The following is a 16,593-nucleotide window of genomic DNA, read 5'->3' on the forward strand; positions in this document are numbered from 1 at the left end:
CCGCAGCCCCGGCCCGCCCAGCCGGCACCGCCGGCGCTCGCCGGCACCCGCTTCATCCCCGACGCCTCGTTGGGCCCGCTCCGTCCTCCGCAGGCGGCGCCGGCGCCGCAGCGCCGCCCCAACCCCGACCAGCTGGCGCTCGGCCCGAACCCACGGCCGGATCGGCCGAACCCACCGGCCGCGCGTTCGGATGAGAATGTTGCCGGCGCCACGCTGCGCATCTCCGGCGCCAATCTCGGCGCCGACTGGCGCGCCGCATTCATGGAATGGCTTCGCCGCAACGGCCGCTACCCGCGCGAGGCCGCGATGAACGGCGAGGATGGCACCACCATCGTCCGCTTCGAGGTCGACCGCGACGGCCGCGTGCAGTCGGTGCGCCTGACCAGCCGCTCCGGATCCCAATGGCTCGACATCGCGTCCACCGCGCTGCTGCGGGACCGTACCATCCCGCCCTTCCCGCCTGGGACCGAGAGCAACCTCGCGACAATCGACCTGACCATCCAGTACATCCTGGTCCGCCGCTGATCGCGCTTGAACCGCGCGAAGGAACGGGCCCACCCTCCCCCGCCACCAAGGCACCCCCAAGGGAGGAAACAAGAATGAACACCACCGCACGCCGCACGCTGGCCATTGCCGGGCTCGGCACCATCATCGCCGCCAAGGCCATCGCGCAGGCCGACGAGGCCGCCGCCGTTGCGGCCCAGGTCGAAGCGCTGCGCACCGCCATGATCGCCGCCGACCGCCCGCGCCTCGAAGCGCTTTCGGCCAGCGCGCTCAGCTATGGCCACTCCGCCGGGCGCATCGAGAACAAGGCGCAGTTCGTCTCGAACCTGGTCGAGAGCCGGGCGCCATTCCGCTCGATCACGCTCTCCGACCAGACCGTCGCGATCGACGGGCCGAACGCCATCGTCCGCCACACCTTTGCGGCCGAGCAGGGCGGTGCGACGCCGAGCAGCGTGCGCATCGGCGTGCTGCAGGTCTGGACCAAGCAGGGTGCGGAATGGAAGCTGCTCGCGCGCCAGGCCTTTCGCACCTGAGCACGCCTTGGGCGGCTAGCCCCGCTCGCGATACGCCTTGTGGTCGGCAATGACGGCGCGCGCCGCGTCCCGTGCGGCGCGCGCCAGCCAACCGGCCTTCCGACCACCCACATCCGCGCGCACCGCGTCGAGGCGCGCGGGGTCGGAGGCGTGGCATCCCGCCACGTCGCGGCCCATCGCCTCGAGCATGCGGCCGGACAGCATCGGCCCGGCCATGTCGCCGAGCGCGATCTTGCGGTTATTGGGCGAGAGCCGGCGCACCGCGAGGCCATTGGTGACCTCGAAGAAGGGGTCGGGCGCCCGCGCCGCACCCTCTGCGATCACCCCGGCATGGATGGTCGCGTCGCCCCCGCGATGCGCGCGCGACCACGCCGAGGGCAGCAGCGCCTTCACCTCGCGCAGCAGCGGGCCACCGCGCCAGGTGGCACGCGCGACGAAGTGCGGCCGACCGAGGCTGCCCATGCCCGCCACGCGCGGCGCCACCGCGTCGATCGCCGCGCCTACGGGCATGGCGCCGCGCAGCGCATCGCGGAAGCGCTTGCGCACCGGCCCGTCGCGCAGCGCCTCGAACCGTCTCCACAACTTGGCGCGATCCGCCTCGGCGACCAGCGCCTCGGCGCGCAGCCATTTCCAGCCCTGCTCCAGCACCACCGGCGCCGGCGCGTCTAGCCCCGCGCCATAGCCGCGCAGCACAGCAGCGGCCAGCTCCTTGGGCTCCGGCGCGCGCTCCGCCTTGGCCAGCATCGCGCTGGTGCAGAGCCGGACGAGGTCGAGCGCATAGGGCATCGGCGCCGCCTCGTCGAAATCATTCACGCCCCAGACGAGCCGCCCCTCGGCATCGCGCCAGGTGCCGAAATTCTCGACGTGGATATCCCCGATCGCCAGCACCTTCGGCGCCGCGCCGAGTTCGGGGCAGGTCTCGAGGATGGTCTCGGCCCAGCGGAAATAGGTGGCGCGGAGAAAGATGAACGGGCTCTTGCGCATGCCCCGGTGCTTGGCGTCGAGGTCGCCCACGACCAGGTCGCGGCCGAGCAGCCCGCGCATCCAGCGCTCATGCGCGCGCACCGCATCGTCGATGTCCTGCATCACCAATCCTTCGCGGCGATGAGGGGCAGTTTCGCGCGGGGTGGCCGGCGCCCGCAAGGCCGCGCGCTCACTCGGTGGTCAGCGCGGGGGCTTCTTCGGCGAAGGCGGTGGGACTGGCGACCGCGGCATCGCGCGCGCCCTTGCGGAAGGCGGCCTGGCTCCAGTGTCGGTTACCGGATTTGTAGGGCAGGAAGCAGTGCATCGCGACGCGCTGGTGCAGCACCGGCCGGTCGAAGATCGCGACCCCGGGGGGCGGCCCGCCGGCGGCGACCATCGCCGCGGCAAGGCAGCGCGACATCATGCCCGGCCCGGTCGAGAGCCAGACGAGGTCGCGGTCCCCGCGCAGCACCGCCGTTGCCGCCTGGCGGAGCGCCTCGGCGATGATCGACTGGCCCGAAGCCGCGGCCATGAAATTGTTGCCGATGGTGGCCCATGGCTCGAGGTAGAAGGCGAGCGTGAGGCCCGGGCGCAGCAGCGGCGCGATCGAGGCGTGGCAGCGGTCATCCGCATCGGCGTAGATGCCGCCCTCCGCGTAGAGCCAGGCGAGGCGGAACAGGTCCGCGCGCATCGCCGGCTCATGCGCCGCATCGAAGGCGCGCGTCACCATCGGATGGAAGCGTGCGAGGAAGGCGCGGGCGGTCGCGTCGTCGTAGCGGGTAACGGCGGCGCCGGGATGATGCCGCGCCCAAGTCGCCATAAGCGCGAGCACGTCGGGCGGCGGGTCGGCATCGGTCCAGAATTGGCAGATGCGGAACGGGATGACCGCGCCGTCCACAAGCTTGGGCTGGTCGAGCGGGCCCGCGGCGCGATGGGCGAGGAGCAACTGCATCGCGGCCGCGGTGCTTTCCGGATTGCCGCGGATCTCCTCGCCGAGCGGGCCGATGCGCTCGGCCGGGGGCAGGCGGCGGATGCGCTGCAGATCGGCCAGGAAGGGCGGGTCCAGCGAGATCTCGTCCAGGATCTGCCCGGCATGGGTTTGGCTGATGTTGCTGCTGCGGCCCGCCTGGCGGCGGGGTGCCGCGCGCACCTCCATCGTGGCACCCAGATGCTCGCGTGCGCCCTCCGCGTCGAGGCGGATGAGCGCGTTGCGCGCGGCGTTTAGCCGCAGCTCGGCATGGCGCGGCACCAGCGCGGCCCCTTCGGCGAACAGCGCGGCGGCGGCGTCGTAATCCCACCGTTCTTCCAGGATCAGGGCGCGGTGGAGCAGGATGTCGCAGCGATCCTTGGGCGTGTTCGGGCGCGCGGTATCGAGTGCTGCGGTCGCCGCCTCGGGACCGGCCAGCATCAGCTCCAGGCGGGTGCGCTCGATGATCAGGTTCAGCGGCGGCTCCTCGCCGACGCAGGCGGCGCGCGCGACCTCGAGCGCCTCCGGCCAATGGCCGCGCCGGCGCAGCGCCGTCGCGCGCAGCAGCGCGATGCGCGGCCCCGGCCCCAGGATCGCCTCGGCCTGGTCGGTCGCTGCCGCCGCCTCGTCGAAGGCGCCGGTCGAGGCGAGCACGGCGGGCAGGCCCAGCAGCGAATCGGCGCTCGACGGATTGCGCGCGAGTGCCGCGCGGAACAGATCGACCGCGTCGGCGTGGCGCTCGGCATCGCGCGCGAGTCGCGCCTGCAGTTCCAGCGGGCGCGGATCGTCCGGCGCCATCGCCTCGGCCGCGGCGATCTGGACCTGCGCATCCTCGGGCCGGCCTTCGCGCCAGGCCAGCAGCGCCAACGCGAGGATCGTTGCGAGGTCGGGGTCGTCGACCGACTCGAAATCCGCGCGCGCTTCGGCGAAGGCGCCGCGGTCGAGCGCGGCGCGGCCGAGCAGGCGACGCGCGCGGCGCTGGTCGGGATGGGATTGCAGCAGGCGCCGCGCCTCGGCCCGCGCCTCGTCCTCGCCGAGGTCGAGCAGCATCTGCGCGAATTCCAGCCGCGCGGCGCCGGTGTCAGCGATCGGGCGCAGCACCGCGATCGCTTCGGGCAAGGCGCCGCGACGGCGATGCATGTGGGCGAGGGCGAGCAGGGCGGCAGAATGCTCCGGCGCGATCGCGAGCGCGGCGGTGGCGACGACTTCCAACTCCTCCCAGCGCTCGGCCTCGCGATGCTCGCGGATCAGCATGTCGAGTGGGCGGAGTTCGCCCGGCGCGGCCTGGTGCGCCGCCTCGTAGGCGGCGGTCGCGGCGTCCAGCTCGCCGCGGCCGCGCGCGGCATGGCCCTTCATCAGCAGCGCGAGGAGGTGGTCCGGCGCGATGCCGAGCGCCGCATCGGCCGCCGCCTCCGCCGCGTCCCAGAGCTGCGCGTCGCGGCATTCGCGCATCAGCTGGTCAAGCGCCTTGAGGTCGGTGGGGGCGGCCGCGTGCGCCGCCTGGAACGCCGCGATGGCGCCAGCGCTGTCGCCGCGTGCCCGCGCCGCCTGGCCCTTGACCATGAGCGCGAGCAAATGGCCGGGGGTGAAGGCCAGTGCTGCATCCGCCTTCGCCTCGGCCTCCGACCAGCGCCGCGCGTCGCGGTACTCACGCATAAGCGCGTCGAGCGGCCGCAGGTTCCGCGGCACCGCGGCATGGGCCGACTCGAAGGCCGCGATCGCCGCCTTGGTGTCGCCCCTGCCCCGCGCGATCGCGCCGAGCCCCATCATCGCCGAGGCCTCGCGCGGTGTGACCGCGAGCACCTTCTGGTACGCCGCCTCGGCGCCGGGGTGGTCGAGGGCGCGCAGCGCATCGGCGCGCAGCAGCAGCACCTCGGCGGTGGGCGAGCGCAGGAACCAGGGCGTGTCGAGCACAGCGAGCGCCTCGGCCGGACGCCCGGCACGGATCGCGGCGCGCGCCGCGATGAGTGGCGAGGTGGCGGCGGTCACGGCCATGCGGCGGCCACACCGGTACGCGGCGGCGCGGCAAACCCCCGTTTCGCGCTGATCGCGGGACTCGCCAAGGTCATGGCCGTGTTCGTCCTCCTCGCCCGGCGCATCGGCCTGCGGCGCGGACGCATGACACAATTATGCCGAAGGAAGCTTCAATAAAGGCATTGATTGCGAAGGGCGAAGGATTTTCGCGCCGGCGTGCCGATCGTCAGGCCGGCTGCTCCCAGTACAGAAGCAGCTGGCCCGAACCGGCGCGCTGCAGCGCAGCGCGGAAGCGGCTCACCTGCTTGCGCGCGATGATGATCCGCACCGAGCGGAAGGCCGGCGCGGCGGAGTCGAGCAGCGTGCCGGTGATGCCTTCGAAGGCCGAGGGCGTGCCGGTCGCCTCGCCGATCCCGAAGGCGGCGAAGCCCACGATGTTCAGGCCCGCGCGGTGCTGCTGCACGAAATGCAGGTAGTCGATCGCGCGCGGGCGCAGCAGCACCGGCTTCGCGGCGTGCGCGGCGCTGGTCTGGCCGCGCGCGAGCAGCGCCTCGGCGGAGTCGAAGCACAGGTGTTGGATGAACACGAAGTCGCGCGCGGCGCGCAGCATCGTCACCAGTGCGGTCTCCCAAGCGCGTCGCGTCTCGAGCTCGGGGAACAGGTCGATGGCGAAGCTCGCGGTCGCGACGCTGCGACCTTCGAAGGTGAGGAGATCGCCGACCGCGACCTCATAGCCGCGCTCGACCGCCGCGGCGACACGGTCGGTCGAGATGTCGAGCCCGACGCCAGGGCCGCCCATGATGCCTTCGGCGAAGCGGATCGAATTGCCGGTGCCGCAGCCGAAATCGATGAAGAGCGGATCGGAGCCCGCGAAGAGCGGTGGGGACGTCTCCGCCGTATCCCGTGCCATCTGGTCGCCTTCTGGGGTCGGTGAGGTCATGCAAAGGCCCGTTCGAGGGTGCTAGGACGGGCGCTCGTGAATGACAACCCGCCCGGTCCATAGAGCGCTGCTTTGCACTGCACAATCAGCATTTCACACCTGCGTGCGCAAATGCCAAAGCCCGCCGCCGGCAACGCGGAGGCGGCTGTTTCGGGTGGCGTGCGCCTACGCGCGGCACGCGAGTGCGCGCGCTGCATTGCCCATATGTCAGACGGCGATGCGGTGCTATCTGGAAGCCAGAGGTGGTTCGGCGGTCGGGATCGCAGGGTCGGAAACAGCAGCGAATGGTTCTAAGTATTCACCGATTGCTCCGGGGCATTGATCTCAAGATCGGCACCCACAAGCTCGGCGACGACATCACCTGCCACGTGGTATTCCCGCCGCACGCCGTCGCACTCTCGACACCCACCAGCCCCGATGACGTCCTGGCATCGATCAACGACGAGGAATGCTTGCCGCGCAGCTACGTGGCCGGGCCGGTATACCTTCTGCACCTGAAGAACTGCTTCGTCGACCGTCAGACCGGCTACGTCCTGACCGCCACGGGCGACCTGGTCGCCGAGACGCTGCCGACCAGCACCCATGCCGGCGCGGCCGAGCGCGCCTTCGCCGACCGCAAGGCGGTGGGCCCGCGGCGTGGCCAGGTGCCGCGCGCGGTGCTGCTCACCTCCGCCCGGCACGCCAACTACTGCCGCTGGTGGTTCGACTGCATCGCCCGCGCCTTCGTGGCCGATGCCTACAAGGCGCTCGTGCCGGAATTCCACGGCGCCCCGGTCATCACGCCGGTCGCCGGCCCGGCGTTCCAGGCAGATAGCCTGCCCCTGATCGGCCTCACCCCGGTCGAGGCGGGGCAGCGCTTCCTCGAGGTGGCGGAGCTGCTGATCCCGTGCGGCCTGACCCATCGCAACGGCCAGCGCGTCTCCGGCCTGGTGCCCTCCTACATGGATTTCCTGCGCAGCCGCATCCCGGTCGCCAAGGCGCGCACCGTCGCGACACAGGGCACCTGCCTCTACATCTCGCGCGCGGGTGCGGCGATCCGCCGCCTCAAGAACGAGAGCGCGCTGCTTGCGGCGCTCGAGCCGTTCGGCTTCCAGGTGATCGATCCGGGCAGCTTCAGCCTCACCGAGCAGGCCATGCTGTTCTCCTCCGCACGGCTGATCGTGGCACCGCATGGCGCGGCACTGACGAACCTGCTGTTCGGGACGCCAGGTTTGCGCCTGGTCGAGATCTTCAGCCGCGACGGGCTGCACACCTCATCGTTCCGGCACCTGTGCGAATTCCTCGGCGGGCGGTATTTCGTGGTGATCGGCGAAACCGGGCAGGAGGAACCCTTCCCGGTGAACCGCCGGCCGCGCGACGAGGACATCATCCTGCCTGACGCATCGATCGCCGCCCTGGCGGCCGCGATCCCGGGCTTCCTCCATCGCGCGGACGCGGCGGAACCGGCGGCATGAAGGCGGCGATTGACCTCGAGCAGCCGCAGCTCTCGAGCACGGAAGCCGCGCTGCTGGAGCATCTGCTTGCTGAGAGCCGCGACGGCTATCTGGAGTTCGGCCTTGGCGGATCGACGCTCAAGGCTGTGCGAAGTGCGACGCCGCGGATCGTGGCCGTCGATTCCGATGCCGGCTGGGTCGCCGGCGTTTCGCAGCACGCGGAAATCGCCGCCGGGCTGGAAGCGGGGCGCGTGCACATCGTGCACGCCGCGATCGGGCCGCTCTCGGGCTGGGGTCGCCCTGCGGACCGGTCGCAGATCCACCACTGGCCGCGCTACGTCGCACTACCCTGGGCCGCCTGCCGCGAGCAAGGGTTCCGGCCCGACCTGATCTTCATCGATGGGCGCTTCCGCGTCGCCTGCGCGATCTCGGCCGCCATCATGGGACTGGGTGACGCCGAGTGGCGCGGCAAGGTGCGCCTGGTGCTGCACGACTATGTCGGGCGGCAGCACAAGTACCGCACGATCCTGGATTTCTGCGCGATCGAGCAGGCTGAGGACAGCATGATCGTGCTCTCGCTCAGGCCCGATATCGACGCAAACCACGCGATGACGTCGCTGCTGACCTACGTGTTCAACTGGGGCTAGTCGTCAGGCGATGAGCGCCATGTCGGTCGGTGCCGGCTGGCGCGGCGCATCGGGCGGCAGGCGGAGCAGGGCGCGGATGGAACGCTCGGCCGCATTCGCCTCGAACACGCGCAGGAAGGCCTCGGCGTCGAACTCGACCTCGGGGCCATAGGCGATCCAGCCGGGCAGCGGCTCCACCCAGAAGGGTTGGAACAGCTTCACGCCAGTGCTGTAGATGGCGGCGACATAGCTGAGCGCGCTTTTCGCGACGAGCAGCACGTCCGCGGTCGCCATGCGGTCCACATCCTCGAACAGCGGCGTATCGATGCGCAGCTCCGCGCCGAACTCGGCAAATTCGGCGAACTCCGCCTCGCTGCCCTGGGAATAGACCTCGAATTGCGGGATCAGGCCGAGCGGGGCAATGAGGTCGCGGATGCGGCGGAAGGCGGCGACATAGACGTCGTTCTCGGTGTAGCGGCCGGCATGGCGCGCGAGCGAGACGTCGCCGCGCCGGATGTGGGCCGCGATCCGCACTGCGCCGGCGGGCGTCTCGCGCGGGGTGCGCAGGCGCTGCTCGAAGCCGAAGCGCTGGCGGAAGGTGGGGATGCCGCCGAGGAACCTGGTGGGCTCGCGGCTGATGAAAGGGACCGTGGAGACGATGCCGATCAGCACGTTCTTGCCGTCGAAGACGATCGGCGACTCGCACGCAGCGGCGGCCGTCTGCGGCGGCAGCGCCATGTCGGAGAGGCGGATTTCGCCGGCGCCGAGACCCAGGAAATCCTCACATCGGGCGGTGTAGTGGGGGTCGTCGGGTGGGGCGCCCCAGACGCGGTCGAAGGGACGGTGGACGTAGGTGAGGCCGCGCGCGCGGCAATAAGCGATGACCGACATGATGCGGATCGCCTGGGCGCCGAGGCCATCGCGCTTGTTGGTGCAGGTGAGGTGAACGCGGTGCGTGCTGCCCAGGGTGCGGAGGAATTTTTCAAGGAACTTGTATTCGGCCATCGTGCCCATGAGGCTCTCCCGGGATGCGTTTTCTTATCGGTCGGGGCAAGGGGGTGCAAGGATGGCGGGTTCGTGGCGTGCTGCGACACGCATGGCGCGAAGCCGCAAAAAATGCGATGGCGTGATGGTGGCCAAAGGCCGCGCGCGATGGTTGTTGAGGACGCGACATTGAACTATCCGCTGGCGAACCTGGCCCTGCGCCGCCCGACCCAGGCAAGCAGCGTGTCGGCCGAGGAGGGCATCGCCGCCGATGCTGCGGTGAACGGGACGAAGCAAGGGCTGGCCTCCTTCCGCTCGGCGGTCGAGGAGGGTGCCTGGTGGCAGGTCGATCTCGGGCGGGTTGTCGGCATCGGGCGCATACAGCTGTGGTCTGCGGAGCGCGCGCCGTTGCGTGGCGTGGCCTTCCTGCCGGTCGCGATCCTCGCCTCGGCCGATGGCGCCGTGTGGGAAACGCTGGCGGCGCTGCACCGGCCTTATGGAGGTGCCTCGACGCAGCGGCCGGCGGTGCTGGAATTTTCCCAAGGAGTGAATGCGCGCTTCTTGCGCGTGCAGGGGCTGGGGGGCGGATGTCTGCAGTTCGATGAACTGGAGGCGTTCCGATACGTGCCGCCTTCGCGCGATTCGGCGGTGGCTTCGGTCACACTGAGCGCAACTGGTCCACTCGATGGGATAGAGCTGAGGCCGCGGCACGATTCGGGCTACTTCTCGGTCATGTCCGTAATCCTCGCCGAGATCCTCCATTTCCGCCGCGCGGGGCTGGAGACGGTGTCGATCGACGACCACGACATCTTCAAGAAGTTCAAGGATGGCGTTCGCGACAGCGTTCTCGAACTGGTCTGCGATCGTGCGAAGTGGGTGCAGGCCGATCCCGTCGGCATGACGCGTAAGATCCCGGTGTTCGGTGCACGCGGGCGCTACAGCCCGAATAGCATGGCGTACAAGACGCTGGACCACGCGGCGATCGGGTATTTCGTCAGCCGATATTTTTCGCCGTCCGGGTCGGTGACCGCGCTGCAGCAGCACTGGGCCACGAAGTACGGTATCGACATCGGCAAAGCTGTGGTCGTCTGTTATCGCGGGACCGATAAGGTAACCGAGATCAAGCCTGCCTCATTCGATGACTACGCCGACCAGATCGGCCGCATAGCCAATAATGTGACGTCCGACATCGTCGTACAAACGGACCAGAGGCAGTTCCTCGAATTCGTCAGCGAGCGCTTTCCTGGCCGCGTGAAGTTCATTGACGACATCCCGATGACCACGGGGACCACGGTGATCCACAACCTGGACCTGACCGACGAGTTCGGCCTGACACGGCGGGATTTTGGATTGCGGCTGTTTGCGATGGTGTCGTGGCTGTCGCAGGCACGCGCCTTGCTCACCTCCAGCGGTAATGTCGGATTTTGGCTGGCGCTGCTGCGCGGGCATGCGCGCGATGTCTACCAGTTCCACCCGCATACGCAGGCGCTCATTGAGCCGGATGGGATCGCTATCCCAAACCCGCCGCGCGCCTGAAGCAATCTTATCCTGCAGCCAGTTATCTGGTAGCGGCGGGCGGACTTGAACCGCCGACCCCGGCATTATGAGTGCCGTGCTCTAACCAGCTGAGCTACACCGCCAAAGACACCCGAAGGGCACCACCCACCGGAGCGCGCGGAGTAATGCCCCCCACCCTCCCCTGTCAACCGCGGCCCGCATCAAACACGCCGCGCCGACAAGCGCAGCACCAACGCGCCCACCACCGCCGAGGCCAGCGAGCCCGCCAGCACGCCCAGCTTCACCGCCTCCTGCCGCGCCACATCCGCGGGGAAGGCCAGCAGCCCGATGAACAGGCTCATCGTGAACCCGATTCCGCACAGCAGCGCCACGCCATAGAGCTGCACCCAGCCCGCCCCCTCCGGCAGCCGTGCCAGGCCCGAGCGAACCGCAACCCAGCACGCCGCCATCACCCCCGCCTGCTTGCCGAAAAACAGCCCGAGCGCCACCGCGAGCCCGATCGCGCCCATTCCTGCCCCGCCCAGGCTCACCCCGGCATTGGCAAAGCCGAACACCGGCACCACCAGGAAGTTCACCCATGGCGCGATGCGGTGTTCCAACCGCAGCAACGGGGACCCCCTCCGGCTCGCGAGCGGCAAGCAGAAGGCCAAAGCCACACCCGCCAGTGTCGCATGTACGCCAGAGGCCAGCACCAGCACCCACAGCCCCGCGCCCAGCACGAGGTAGGGCCACAGCCGATCCACCCGCGCCCGGTTCAGCGCGCCGAGCAGCGCCAGCACGACCGCCGCACCCGCCAGCGCCGGCAGCGACAGCTCCGCCGTGTAGAAAGCCGCGATGATCAGCACCGCGCCGAGATCGTCGATGATCGCGAGTGCGGCGAGGAACACCCGCAGCGCCGGCGGCGCCGCCTTCGGCCCGAGCAGCGCCAGCACGCCGAGCGCGAAGGCGATATCGGTCGCCGCGGGCACCGCCCAGCCGCGAAGCGCGCCAGGTTCTCCCCAGGCGATCGCGACGTAGACCAGGGCCGGCAACGCCATGCCCCCCACCGCCGCGAGCCCCGGCAATGCTCGCTTGCCCCAGTCAGACAGCTCGCCATCGAGCAGCTCGCGCTTGATCTCCAGGCCGACGAGCAGGAAGAACGCCGCCATCAGCCCGTCATTGACCCAGTGGCCGATGTTCATCGGCCCCACATAGACAGCCCACACGGCCCGGTAGCCGGCGGCGATCCCGCCCGCCTCGATATTCGCGATCACCAGCGCGAAGGCCGAGGCCGCCATCAGCACCAGACCGGCAGCGGCCTGGCTGTTCAGGAATTCGCGCAGGAACGCCGCCCGCGGCCCCGGCTTGCCCGACCTTGCCCCGTCATCCATGCCCATCCCCGATCCATCCCACCACGCCGGCCTGCATAGACCAACTGCGGCGGATCGCGCATCCTCCGCCCCGAACGGACCCGCGCAAGGGCCGAGGGAGAGACGGCATGACCGACGAGACCACCAGCACCACGTCGCGCAGGACCTTGCTCGCCGGGATGGCCATGGCCACACCCGCGCTGAGCGGCACAGCCGCCGCCCAGACCCGCCGCCCGCCCCAGGCGCGACCGGTCTTTGCCTATGTCGGCAGCTTCACCTCCGCCCAGCGCCGCGCGCGCGGCGAGGGCATTTCGGTGTTCAGCATGAACACCACCACCGGCGCCTGGACCCATGTTCAGACGCTCGGCGACCTCGTGAACCCCTCCTTCCTGGTCACCAGCCGCGACGGGCGCTTCCTCTATTCCGTTCACGGCGATGGCGACTTCGCCTCGGCCTTCGCGATCGACCCGGCGAGCGGGCGCATCCGCGCGCTGAACCGCGGCACGACGGGCGGGCGCAACGGCGTGCGGCAGGCGATCGATCCCTCCGGCAAGTGGCTGGTCGTGGCCAACTACGCGACCGGGTCGGTTGCGGTGCTGCCGATCCGCCCCGACGGATCGCTCGGCGACCACGCCCAGCTCGTTTCGCTGCCCGGCGAGCCCGGCCCGCACCGCCGCGAGCAGCCCAATTCGGAACCCCATGACGTCGTGTTCGACCCAACGGGCAAATACGTGGTCATCCCCGACAAGGGCGTGGACCGGGTGTTCGTCTTCTCCTTCGACCCGTCGAACGGCGCGCTTACGCCGGCCGGCAACAACGGCTTCGTCGCCTCGCGCAGCGGTGCCGGTCCGCGCCACATGGCTTTTCACCCGACCCGCCCGATCGCGTGGGTGCTGAACGAGCTCGACAGCACGGTCACGACCTGTGCCTGGGCCGTGTCGAACGGCACGCTGACCCCGCAGCAGGTCATCACCACCCTGCCGACAGACTTCACCGGCAACAGCACCTGCGCCGAGATCGCGGTGAGTGCGGATGGCCGCTTCGTCCATGTCTCCAACCGCGGCCATGACAGCGTCACCAGCTTCGCCGCGCGCGCCGACAACGGACTGCTCGGCACCCCGGCCTGGACCCGCACCCAGGGCCCGTCGCCGCGTTTCATCGGCCTCGCCCCCGGCGGGCGCTTCCTTTACGCTGCCAATGAGCAGGGCGACACCATTCTGCCCTTCCGCGTCGAAGGCACCGGCGGCCGGCTGACCCAGGCCGGCCCCGCCATCCTGTGCAAGAGCCCGGTGACCATCGCCTTCACCGGATAGCGAGGCGACAAGGCAACGATGCGCCGCCCTGGCGCGTTGTTGCCTCACCCCGAACCGGAGTGTCTCGATGCCGCCGTTCCTGCCCCCGATCGCGGCATCCAACTCCCTGCCCATGCGCCTGCTGCTGATCGGCGGCATCATCGCGGTCATCTACCTGGGCCGCGCGGTGCTCGCACCCCTCGCCCTGGCCATGCTGCTCACCATTGCCGCACTGCCCATGGTTGCCTGGATAGAGCGTCGCGGCATGCCGCGCATCCCCACAGTGCTGTTCACCATGGCCGTGTTCGTGTCCGCGGCCGGCGGCCTCGTCTACCTGGTCGTGAGCCAGGCGCTCTCGCTCGCGGCCGAGCTGCCCGGCTATGAGAACGTGCTGCGCGGCAAGGTCCAGGCCCTGAGCGAGGGCTCGGGTCCGATCGAAGGCGTCTCGCGTCTTTTCCATCGCCTCGGCGCCGCGATGCAGCCCGGCGCCCCGCCTGCCCAGACCGTCACGGTCGCATCGCCAGAGGCCGCGCCCTACGAGACCGTGTTGAGCTTCATCGGCATGGTGGTGGGCCCGCTCGCCACCGTCGCGATGACGCTGCTGCTGATGACCTTCATCCTCGTCCAGCGCGAGGACGTGCGCGACCGCGCGCTGCGCCTGGCCGGCCTGCACGAGCTGCACCGCACGACCGAGGCGATGACGGACACCACCGGCCGGCTCGGCCGGTTCCTGCTGATGCAGGTGGTCGTCAACAGCGTGTTCGGCCTGAGCATGGGCATCGGCCTCTGGCTCATCGGCGTGCCCAACGCACCGCTCTGGGGCGTGCTTGGCTCGGTGCTGCGCTTCATCCCCTATCTCGGTGCGCCGCTGTCGCTGGTCTTCCCCCTCGTCGTCGCCTTCGCCACGACCGAGGGCTGGAACACGGTGCTGATGGTGCTCGCGCTGTTCATCGTGGTGGACGTGATTCTCAGCTACGGCGTGGAGCCATGGCTGTTCGGCCACAGCACCGGTGTCACGCCGCTCGCGCTGGTGCTGTCCTCCGCCTTCTGGGCGGTGCTGTGGGGACCAATCGGGTTGGTGCTGGCGCCAGCCATCACCGCGTGCCTGGTCATCCTCGGGCGACACATCCCATCGCTCAGCTTCCTCGACGTTCTGCTCAGCGACAGTCCTGCCCTGCCCGTGGAGGCGCGGTTCTACCAGCGGCTGCTGGCCGGCGACGAGTTCGGCGCCAGTCGGCTGCTGGCGGCCGAAAGCGAACGCCGCGGCGTGCTCGGCTCGGTCGAACGGATGGTGCTGCCGGCCATCGCGCAGATCGGCCATGGCCGCCCCGACGAGACGTTCAGCGCCAACCTCGCCATCCGCGGTGCACGCACGCTGAAGAACGTGCTCGACACGATGACGGATGCCTCGATCGAGCACCCCGAGATCCTGGTGCTGCCGATCGCCGGCGCGCTTGACCGCGCGGCCGCCAGCGCGCTCGTCGCGGCGCTGCTCGAGGTCGGCCACCCCGCGACGACGGATGTGTCTCGCGCGACGGACCCGACGTTGGTGATCCTCGCCGCCGCCGGCGCCACGCCCGCCCACCGCGTGGTGCGCGCGTTGCGCGATGCGCGGCGCATCTCCAGCGAGGTGCTGGTCTTCATCACCACCGACGAGGCGGCGCGCGCGATCGCCGCCACTGGCCAGGCGACGAATTCCAGCGAATCGCTGACCACCCTGATGCCGCGGATCGACGCGCTGCTGGATCAGACCGAAGTCGCCGCCTGACACCGGCGGGCCCTGCGGCCCGCAGCCGCCCTAAGTCACACCGCGGCCAAATCACGCCCGCGCCAAGTGCCGCCGACGCATTCGCGCGTTTCGACCCTGAGCGTGTCGTCCTCCAGCACCACCAGGTTCCACCCGTTCGCGCGGCCGCCGCGCTCCGAGAAGGCGCTCGGCGCGATGATCTGCGCCGGGCCGCCCTCGCCGAGCCTGGTCATCTCGGCGCGGTGAAGATGACCGCAGAGCACGGCGCGCACCTTGTGCGTAGTCAGCAGCTCGATGGTCCGCTCGGCATGGCGCGGCGGGCGCCGCCCCACCGCCCAGCCGGCATGGCGCAGCGGGTGATGGCAGACCAGCACCGCGCCCTCCCCCAGCACGCGCGCCAGTTGCTGGCGCCGCTCGCCCGAGATGGCTCCGGCCGACCAGTCCAGGTGCCATTGCGCGCGCGCCACCGTGTCGAGCCCGACCAGCCGCAGCCCCGGCATCTCCAGCACGGTGAGCGGGAAGGCGGCGCTGACCGAGCGCCAGCGCCCGAGCGGGTCGTACAGCCGCGTCCACAGGTCATGTCCCGGAATGTCGTGGTTGCCCGGCACCATCAGCAGCGGCGTCTCCAGGCTGGTGAGGAAGCGCAGCGCGGCCGCGAATTCCTTCCGCGACGCGCGCCGGGTGAGATCGCCGCTGACGGCCAGCGCATCCGGCGCCGCGGCGCGAATATCGGCGCCGAGATCGGCCACCAGCTTGTCGCTCGCCTCGCCGAAATGCAGGTCGGACAGGTGTGCGATGCGGGCCATCAGGGCACAGGGGGCGGCGGCAGGAGTACCGGCAGGGCGCCACGGCGCACCCGGAACCGCAGCGGAGAGGGCGCGAGCCGCATCTCGCCGTCGAGGCTCATCCGCAGCAGCGCATCGCCGCCATGGACCACGAGCTGCCCTGCCGCGCGATCCAGCGTCTCGGGATCGTCGGAGAGCCGCCCGCGCAGCCAACGCCAGGCCTGGCGAAGCCGCGCGAACGTGCTCGAGGGCCGCGCCAGAGAGAGGGCGAGGCCGCCCTCGGTCAGCGTCACCACCGCGGCATGCCCGCTGCGGCGCCGGCCCTGCCCGAAGCGCACGCGCAGGTCGCGGCCGTTCGGGCGGAACAGCGTCCGCATCAGCACCACGAACAGCGGCATCCAGCCGCGCATCCCGGCACCACGCTGCATCTCGCGGAAGCGCATCAGCCGGGTCGGGCGGCCGACCACGCTCTGATAGAGAAACACCTCGCCATTCGCGGTCGCGACATCGGTTGGCGTGGGGTCGCCGGGGCTGAAGCGCCGCGCCGCCTCGACCGGGTCGTCGGGCAGGCCGAAGCGCTGGCAGAAGCGGTTCATCGTGCCGCCGGGCAAGGGGGCGAGGATGCGCCCGGCCGCGATAGCGCGTTCGGCCGCGGCGCGCAGCGTGCCGTCGCCGCCGGCCACGAACACCACCGCGACCTCGGGATGGTCGAACATGGCCCATTGCTCTGCGAGCGGCATGTCCTCGGCAGCGTCGATGGGAAGATGGAAGCCCTGCTGGCGCAGGATCGCCTCGAGAGCGGCGCGCGGCTTGTCGAGGCCCGAGAGGCTGCCGGCCTGCGCGTTCACGATCAGCGCGGCGCCGGTCAGCGGGGCCGGGGCAGCTGCCTCACTGGCCATGGCGACCGCGCGACACCATGGCTTCACGCATCGGGAGTTGTCGCCGCATCGGTTGCAAAATCCATCCGGTCCATCGATC

At 70.5% G+C, this 16,593-nt stretch carries 14 protein-coding genes and 1 tRNA gene; 7 read left to right on the forward strand and 8 right to left on the reverse strand.

The genetic code is table 11. The features are described from left to right. The coding region (locus GXW79_RS12780; RefSeq protein ID WP_211874788.1) for an energy transducer TonB at positions 1–525 on the forward strand (525 nt) is incomplete at its 5' end. Positions 526–599: 74 nt separating this feature from the next. After that, positions 600–1,037 carry a nuclear transport factor 2 family protein gene (locus GXW79_RS12785; RefSeq protein ID WP_211874789.1) on the forward strand — a complete coding sequence of 146 codons (438 nt, stop codon included), beginning with the start codon at positions 600–602 and terminating at the stop codon, positions 1,035–1,037. A 15-nt stretch (positions 1,038–1,052) separates the two neighbouring features. Here the strand turns inward: GXW79_RS12785 and GXW79_RS12790 are convergent, their stop codons facing one another. The 3 genes from GXW79_RS12790 to GXW79_RS12800 form a co-directional block, all read right to left on the reverse strand. Continuing rightward, positions 1,053–2,123: a DUF2252 family protein gene (locus tag GXW79_RS12790; RefSeq protein ID WP_211874790.1), complete on the reverse strand. Its 1,071-nt coding sequence runs from the start codon at positions 2,121–2,123 to the stop codon at positions 1,053–1,055. 67 nt (positions 2,124–2,190) lie between these two features. Next, positions 2,191–4,962 (reverse strand): tetratricopeptide repeat protein, encoded by a 2,772-nt coding sequence (locus tag GXW79_RS12795; protein WP_211874791.1) that lies wholly within the window; start codon positions 4,960–4,962, stop codon positions 2,191–2,193. A 205-nt stretch (positions 4,963–5,167) separates the two neighbouring features. Then, a complete protein-coding gene (locus GXW79_RS12800; RefSeq protein ID WP_211874792.1) occupies positions 5,168–5,881 on the reverse strand; it encodes a class I SAM-dependent methyltransferase in 714 nt (237 codons plus the stop codon). A gap of 305 nt (positions 5,882–6,186) precedes the next feature. Between GXW79_RS12800 and GXW79_RS12805 the strand changes: the two genes are divergently transcribed. Both GXW79_RS12805 and GXW79_RS12810 read left to right on the forward strand, forming a co-directional pair. Next, positions 6,187–7,335: a glycosyltransferase family 61 protein gene (locus GXW79_RS12805; RefSeq protein WP_211874793.1), complete on the forward strand. Its 1,149-nt coding sequence runs from the start codon at positions 6,187–6,189 to the stop codon at positions 7,333–7,335. After that, positions 7,332–7,961, forward strand: a complete 630-nt coding sequence (locus GXW79_RS12810) for a hypothetical protein (RefSeq protein ID WP_211874794.1) — start codon at positions 7,332–7,334, stop codon at positions 7,959–7,961. The genes GXW79_RS12805 and GXW79_RS12810 overlap by 4 nt, the downstream gene beginning before the upstream one ends. 3 nt (positions 7,962–7,964) lie before the next feature. On the opposite strand, the gene GXW79_RS12815 is transcribed toward GXW79_RS12810, so the two are convergent. After that, positions 7,965–8,954 (reverse strand): hypothetical protein, encoded by a 990-nt coding sequence (locus GXW79_RS12815; protein ID WP_211874795.1) that lies wholly within the window; start codon positions 8,952–8,954, stop codon positions 7,965–7,967. A 63-nt stretch (positions 8,955–9,017) separates the two neighbouring features. Here GXW79_RS12815 and GXW79_RS12820 point away from each other — a divergent pair, with 63 nt between their 5' ends. Next, positions 9,018–10,460 (forward strand): discoidin domain-containing protein, encoded by a 1,443-nt coding sequence (locus GXW79_RS12820; RefSeq protein WP_211874796.1) that lies wholly within the window; start codon positions 9,018–9,020, stop codon positions 10,458–10,460. A gap of 27 nt (positions 10,461–10,487) precedes the next feature. On the opposite strand, the gene GXW79_RS12825 is transcribed toward GXW79_RS12820, so the two are convergent. Both GXW79_RS12825 and nhaA read right to left on the reverse strand, forming a co-directional pair. Then, positions 10,488–10,564: transfer RNA gene (locus GXW79_RS12825), tRNA-Met, on the reverse strand. A gap of 78 nt (positions 10,565–10,642) precedes the next feature. Continuing rightward, positions 10,643–11,812 carry a Na+/H+ antiporter NhaA gene (nhaA, locus tag GXW79_RS12830; protein ID WP_211874797.1) on the reverse strand — a complete coding sequence of 390 codons (1,170 nt, stop codon included), beginning with the start codon at positions 11,810–11,812 and terminating at the stop codon, positions 10,643–10,645. Between the two features lie 107 nt (positions 11,813–11,919). On the opposite strand from nhaA, the gene GXW79_RS12835 reads away from it, so the two are divergent. Continuing rightward, on the forward strand, positions 11,920–13,104 hold the full coding sequence (locus GXW79_RS12835) for a lactonase family protein (protein WP_211874798.1): 1,185 nt from the start codon (positions 11,920–11,922) through the stop codon (positions 13,102–13,104). 67 nt (positions 13,105–13,171) lie between these two features. Beyond that, positions 13,172–14,851 carry an AI-2E family transporter gene (locus GXW79_RS12840; protein ID WP_211874799.1) on the forward strand — a complete coding sequence of 560 codons (1,680 nt, stop codon included), beginning with the start codon at positions 13,172–13,174 and terminating at the stop codon, positions 14,849–14,851. A gap of 35 nt (positions 14,852–14,886) precedes the next feature. Here the strand turns inward: GXW79_RS12840 and GXW79_RS12845 are convergent, their stop codons facing one another. Then, positions 14,887–15,636: a metallophosphoesterase family protein gene (locus tag GXW79_RS12845; protein ID WP_211874800.1), complete on the reverse strand. Its 750-nt coding sequence runs from the start codon at positions 15,634–15,636 to the stop codon at positions 14,887–14,889. Next, a complete protein-coding gene (locus GXW79_RS12850) occupies positions 15,636–16,514 on the reverse strand; it encodes a diacylglycerol/lipid kinase family protein (protein ID WP_211874801.1) in 879 nt (292 codons plus the stop codon). Before GXW79_RS12850 ends, GXW79_RS12845 begins: the two co-directional genes overlap by 1 nt. Between the last annotated feature and the right edge of the window lie 79 nt (positions 16,515–16,593).

It is taken from the genome of Plastoroseomonas arctica (genome assembly GCF_018128965.1).
Lineage (GTDB): Bacteria > Pseudomonadota > Alphaproteobacteria > Acetobacterales > Acetobacteraceae > Plastoroseomonas > Plastoroseomonas arctica.

What these genes read in the sequence shown, in the direction of transcription:
- GXW79_RS12810 (WP_211874794.1), top strand. Translation starts at nt 7,332, where the DNA reads ATGAAGGCGGCGATTGACCTCGAGCAGCCGCAGCTCTCGAGCACGGAA.
- GXW79_RS12850 (WP_211874801.1), bottom strand. Translation starts at nt 16,514, where the DNA reads ATGGCCAGTGAGGCAGCTGCCCCGGCCCCGCTGACCGGCGCCGCGCTG.
- nhaA (WP_211874797.1), bottom strand. Translation starts at nt 11,812, where the DNA reads ATGGATGACGGGGCAAGGTCGGGCAAGCCGGGGCCGCGGGCGGCGTTC.
- GXW79_RS12815 (WP_211874795.1), bottom strand. Translation starts at nt 8,954, where the DNA reads ATGGGCACGATGGCCGAATACAAGTTCCTTGAAAAATTCCTCCGCACC.
- GXW79_RS12795 (WP_211874791.1), bottom strand. Translation starts at nt 4,962, where the DNA reads ATGGCCGTGACCGCCGCCACCTCGCCACTCATCGCGGCGCGCGCCGCG.
- GXW79_RS12790 (WP_211874790.1), bottom strand. Translation starts at nt 2,123, where the DNA reads ATGCAGGACATCGACGATGCGGTGCGCGCGCATGAGCGCTGGATGCGC.
- GXW79_RS12785 (WP_211874789.1), top strand. Translation starts at nt 600, where the DNA reads ATGAACACCACCGCACGCCGCACGCTGGCCATTGCCGGGCTCGGCACC.
- GXW79_RS12840 (WP_211874799.1), top strand. Translation starts at nt 13,172, where the DNA reads ATGCCGCCGTTCCTGCCCCCGATCGCGGCATCCAACTCCCTGCCCATG.
- GXW79_RS12845 (WP_211874800.1), bottom strand. Translation starts at nt 15,636, where the DNA reads ATGGCCCGCATCGCACACCTGTCCGACCTGCATTTCGGCGAGGCGAGC.
- GXW79_RS12800 (WP_211874792.1), bottom strand. Translation starts at nt 5,881, where the DNA reads ATGACCTCACCGACCCCAGAAGGCGACCAGATGGCACGGGATACGGCG.
- GXW79_RS12835 (WP_211874798.1), top strand. Translation starts at nt 11,920, where the DNA reads ATGACCGACGAGACCACCAGCACCACGTCGCGCAGGACCTTGCTCGCC.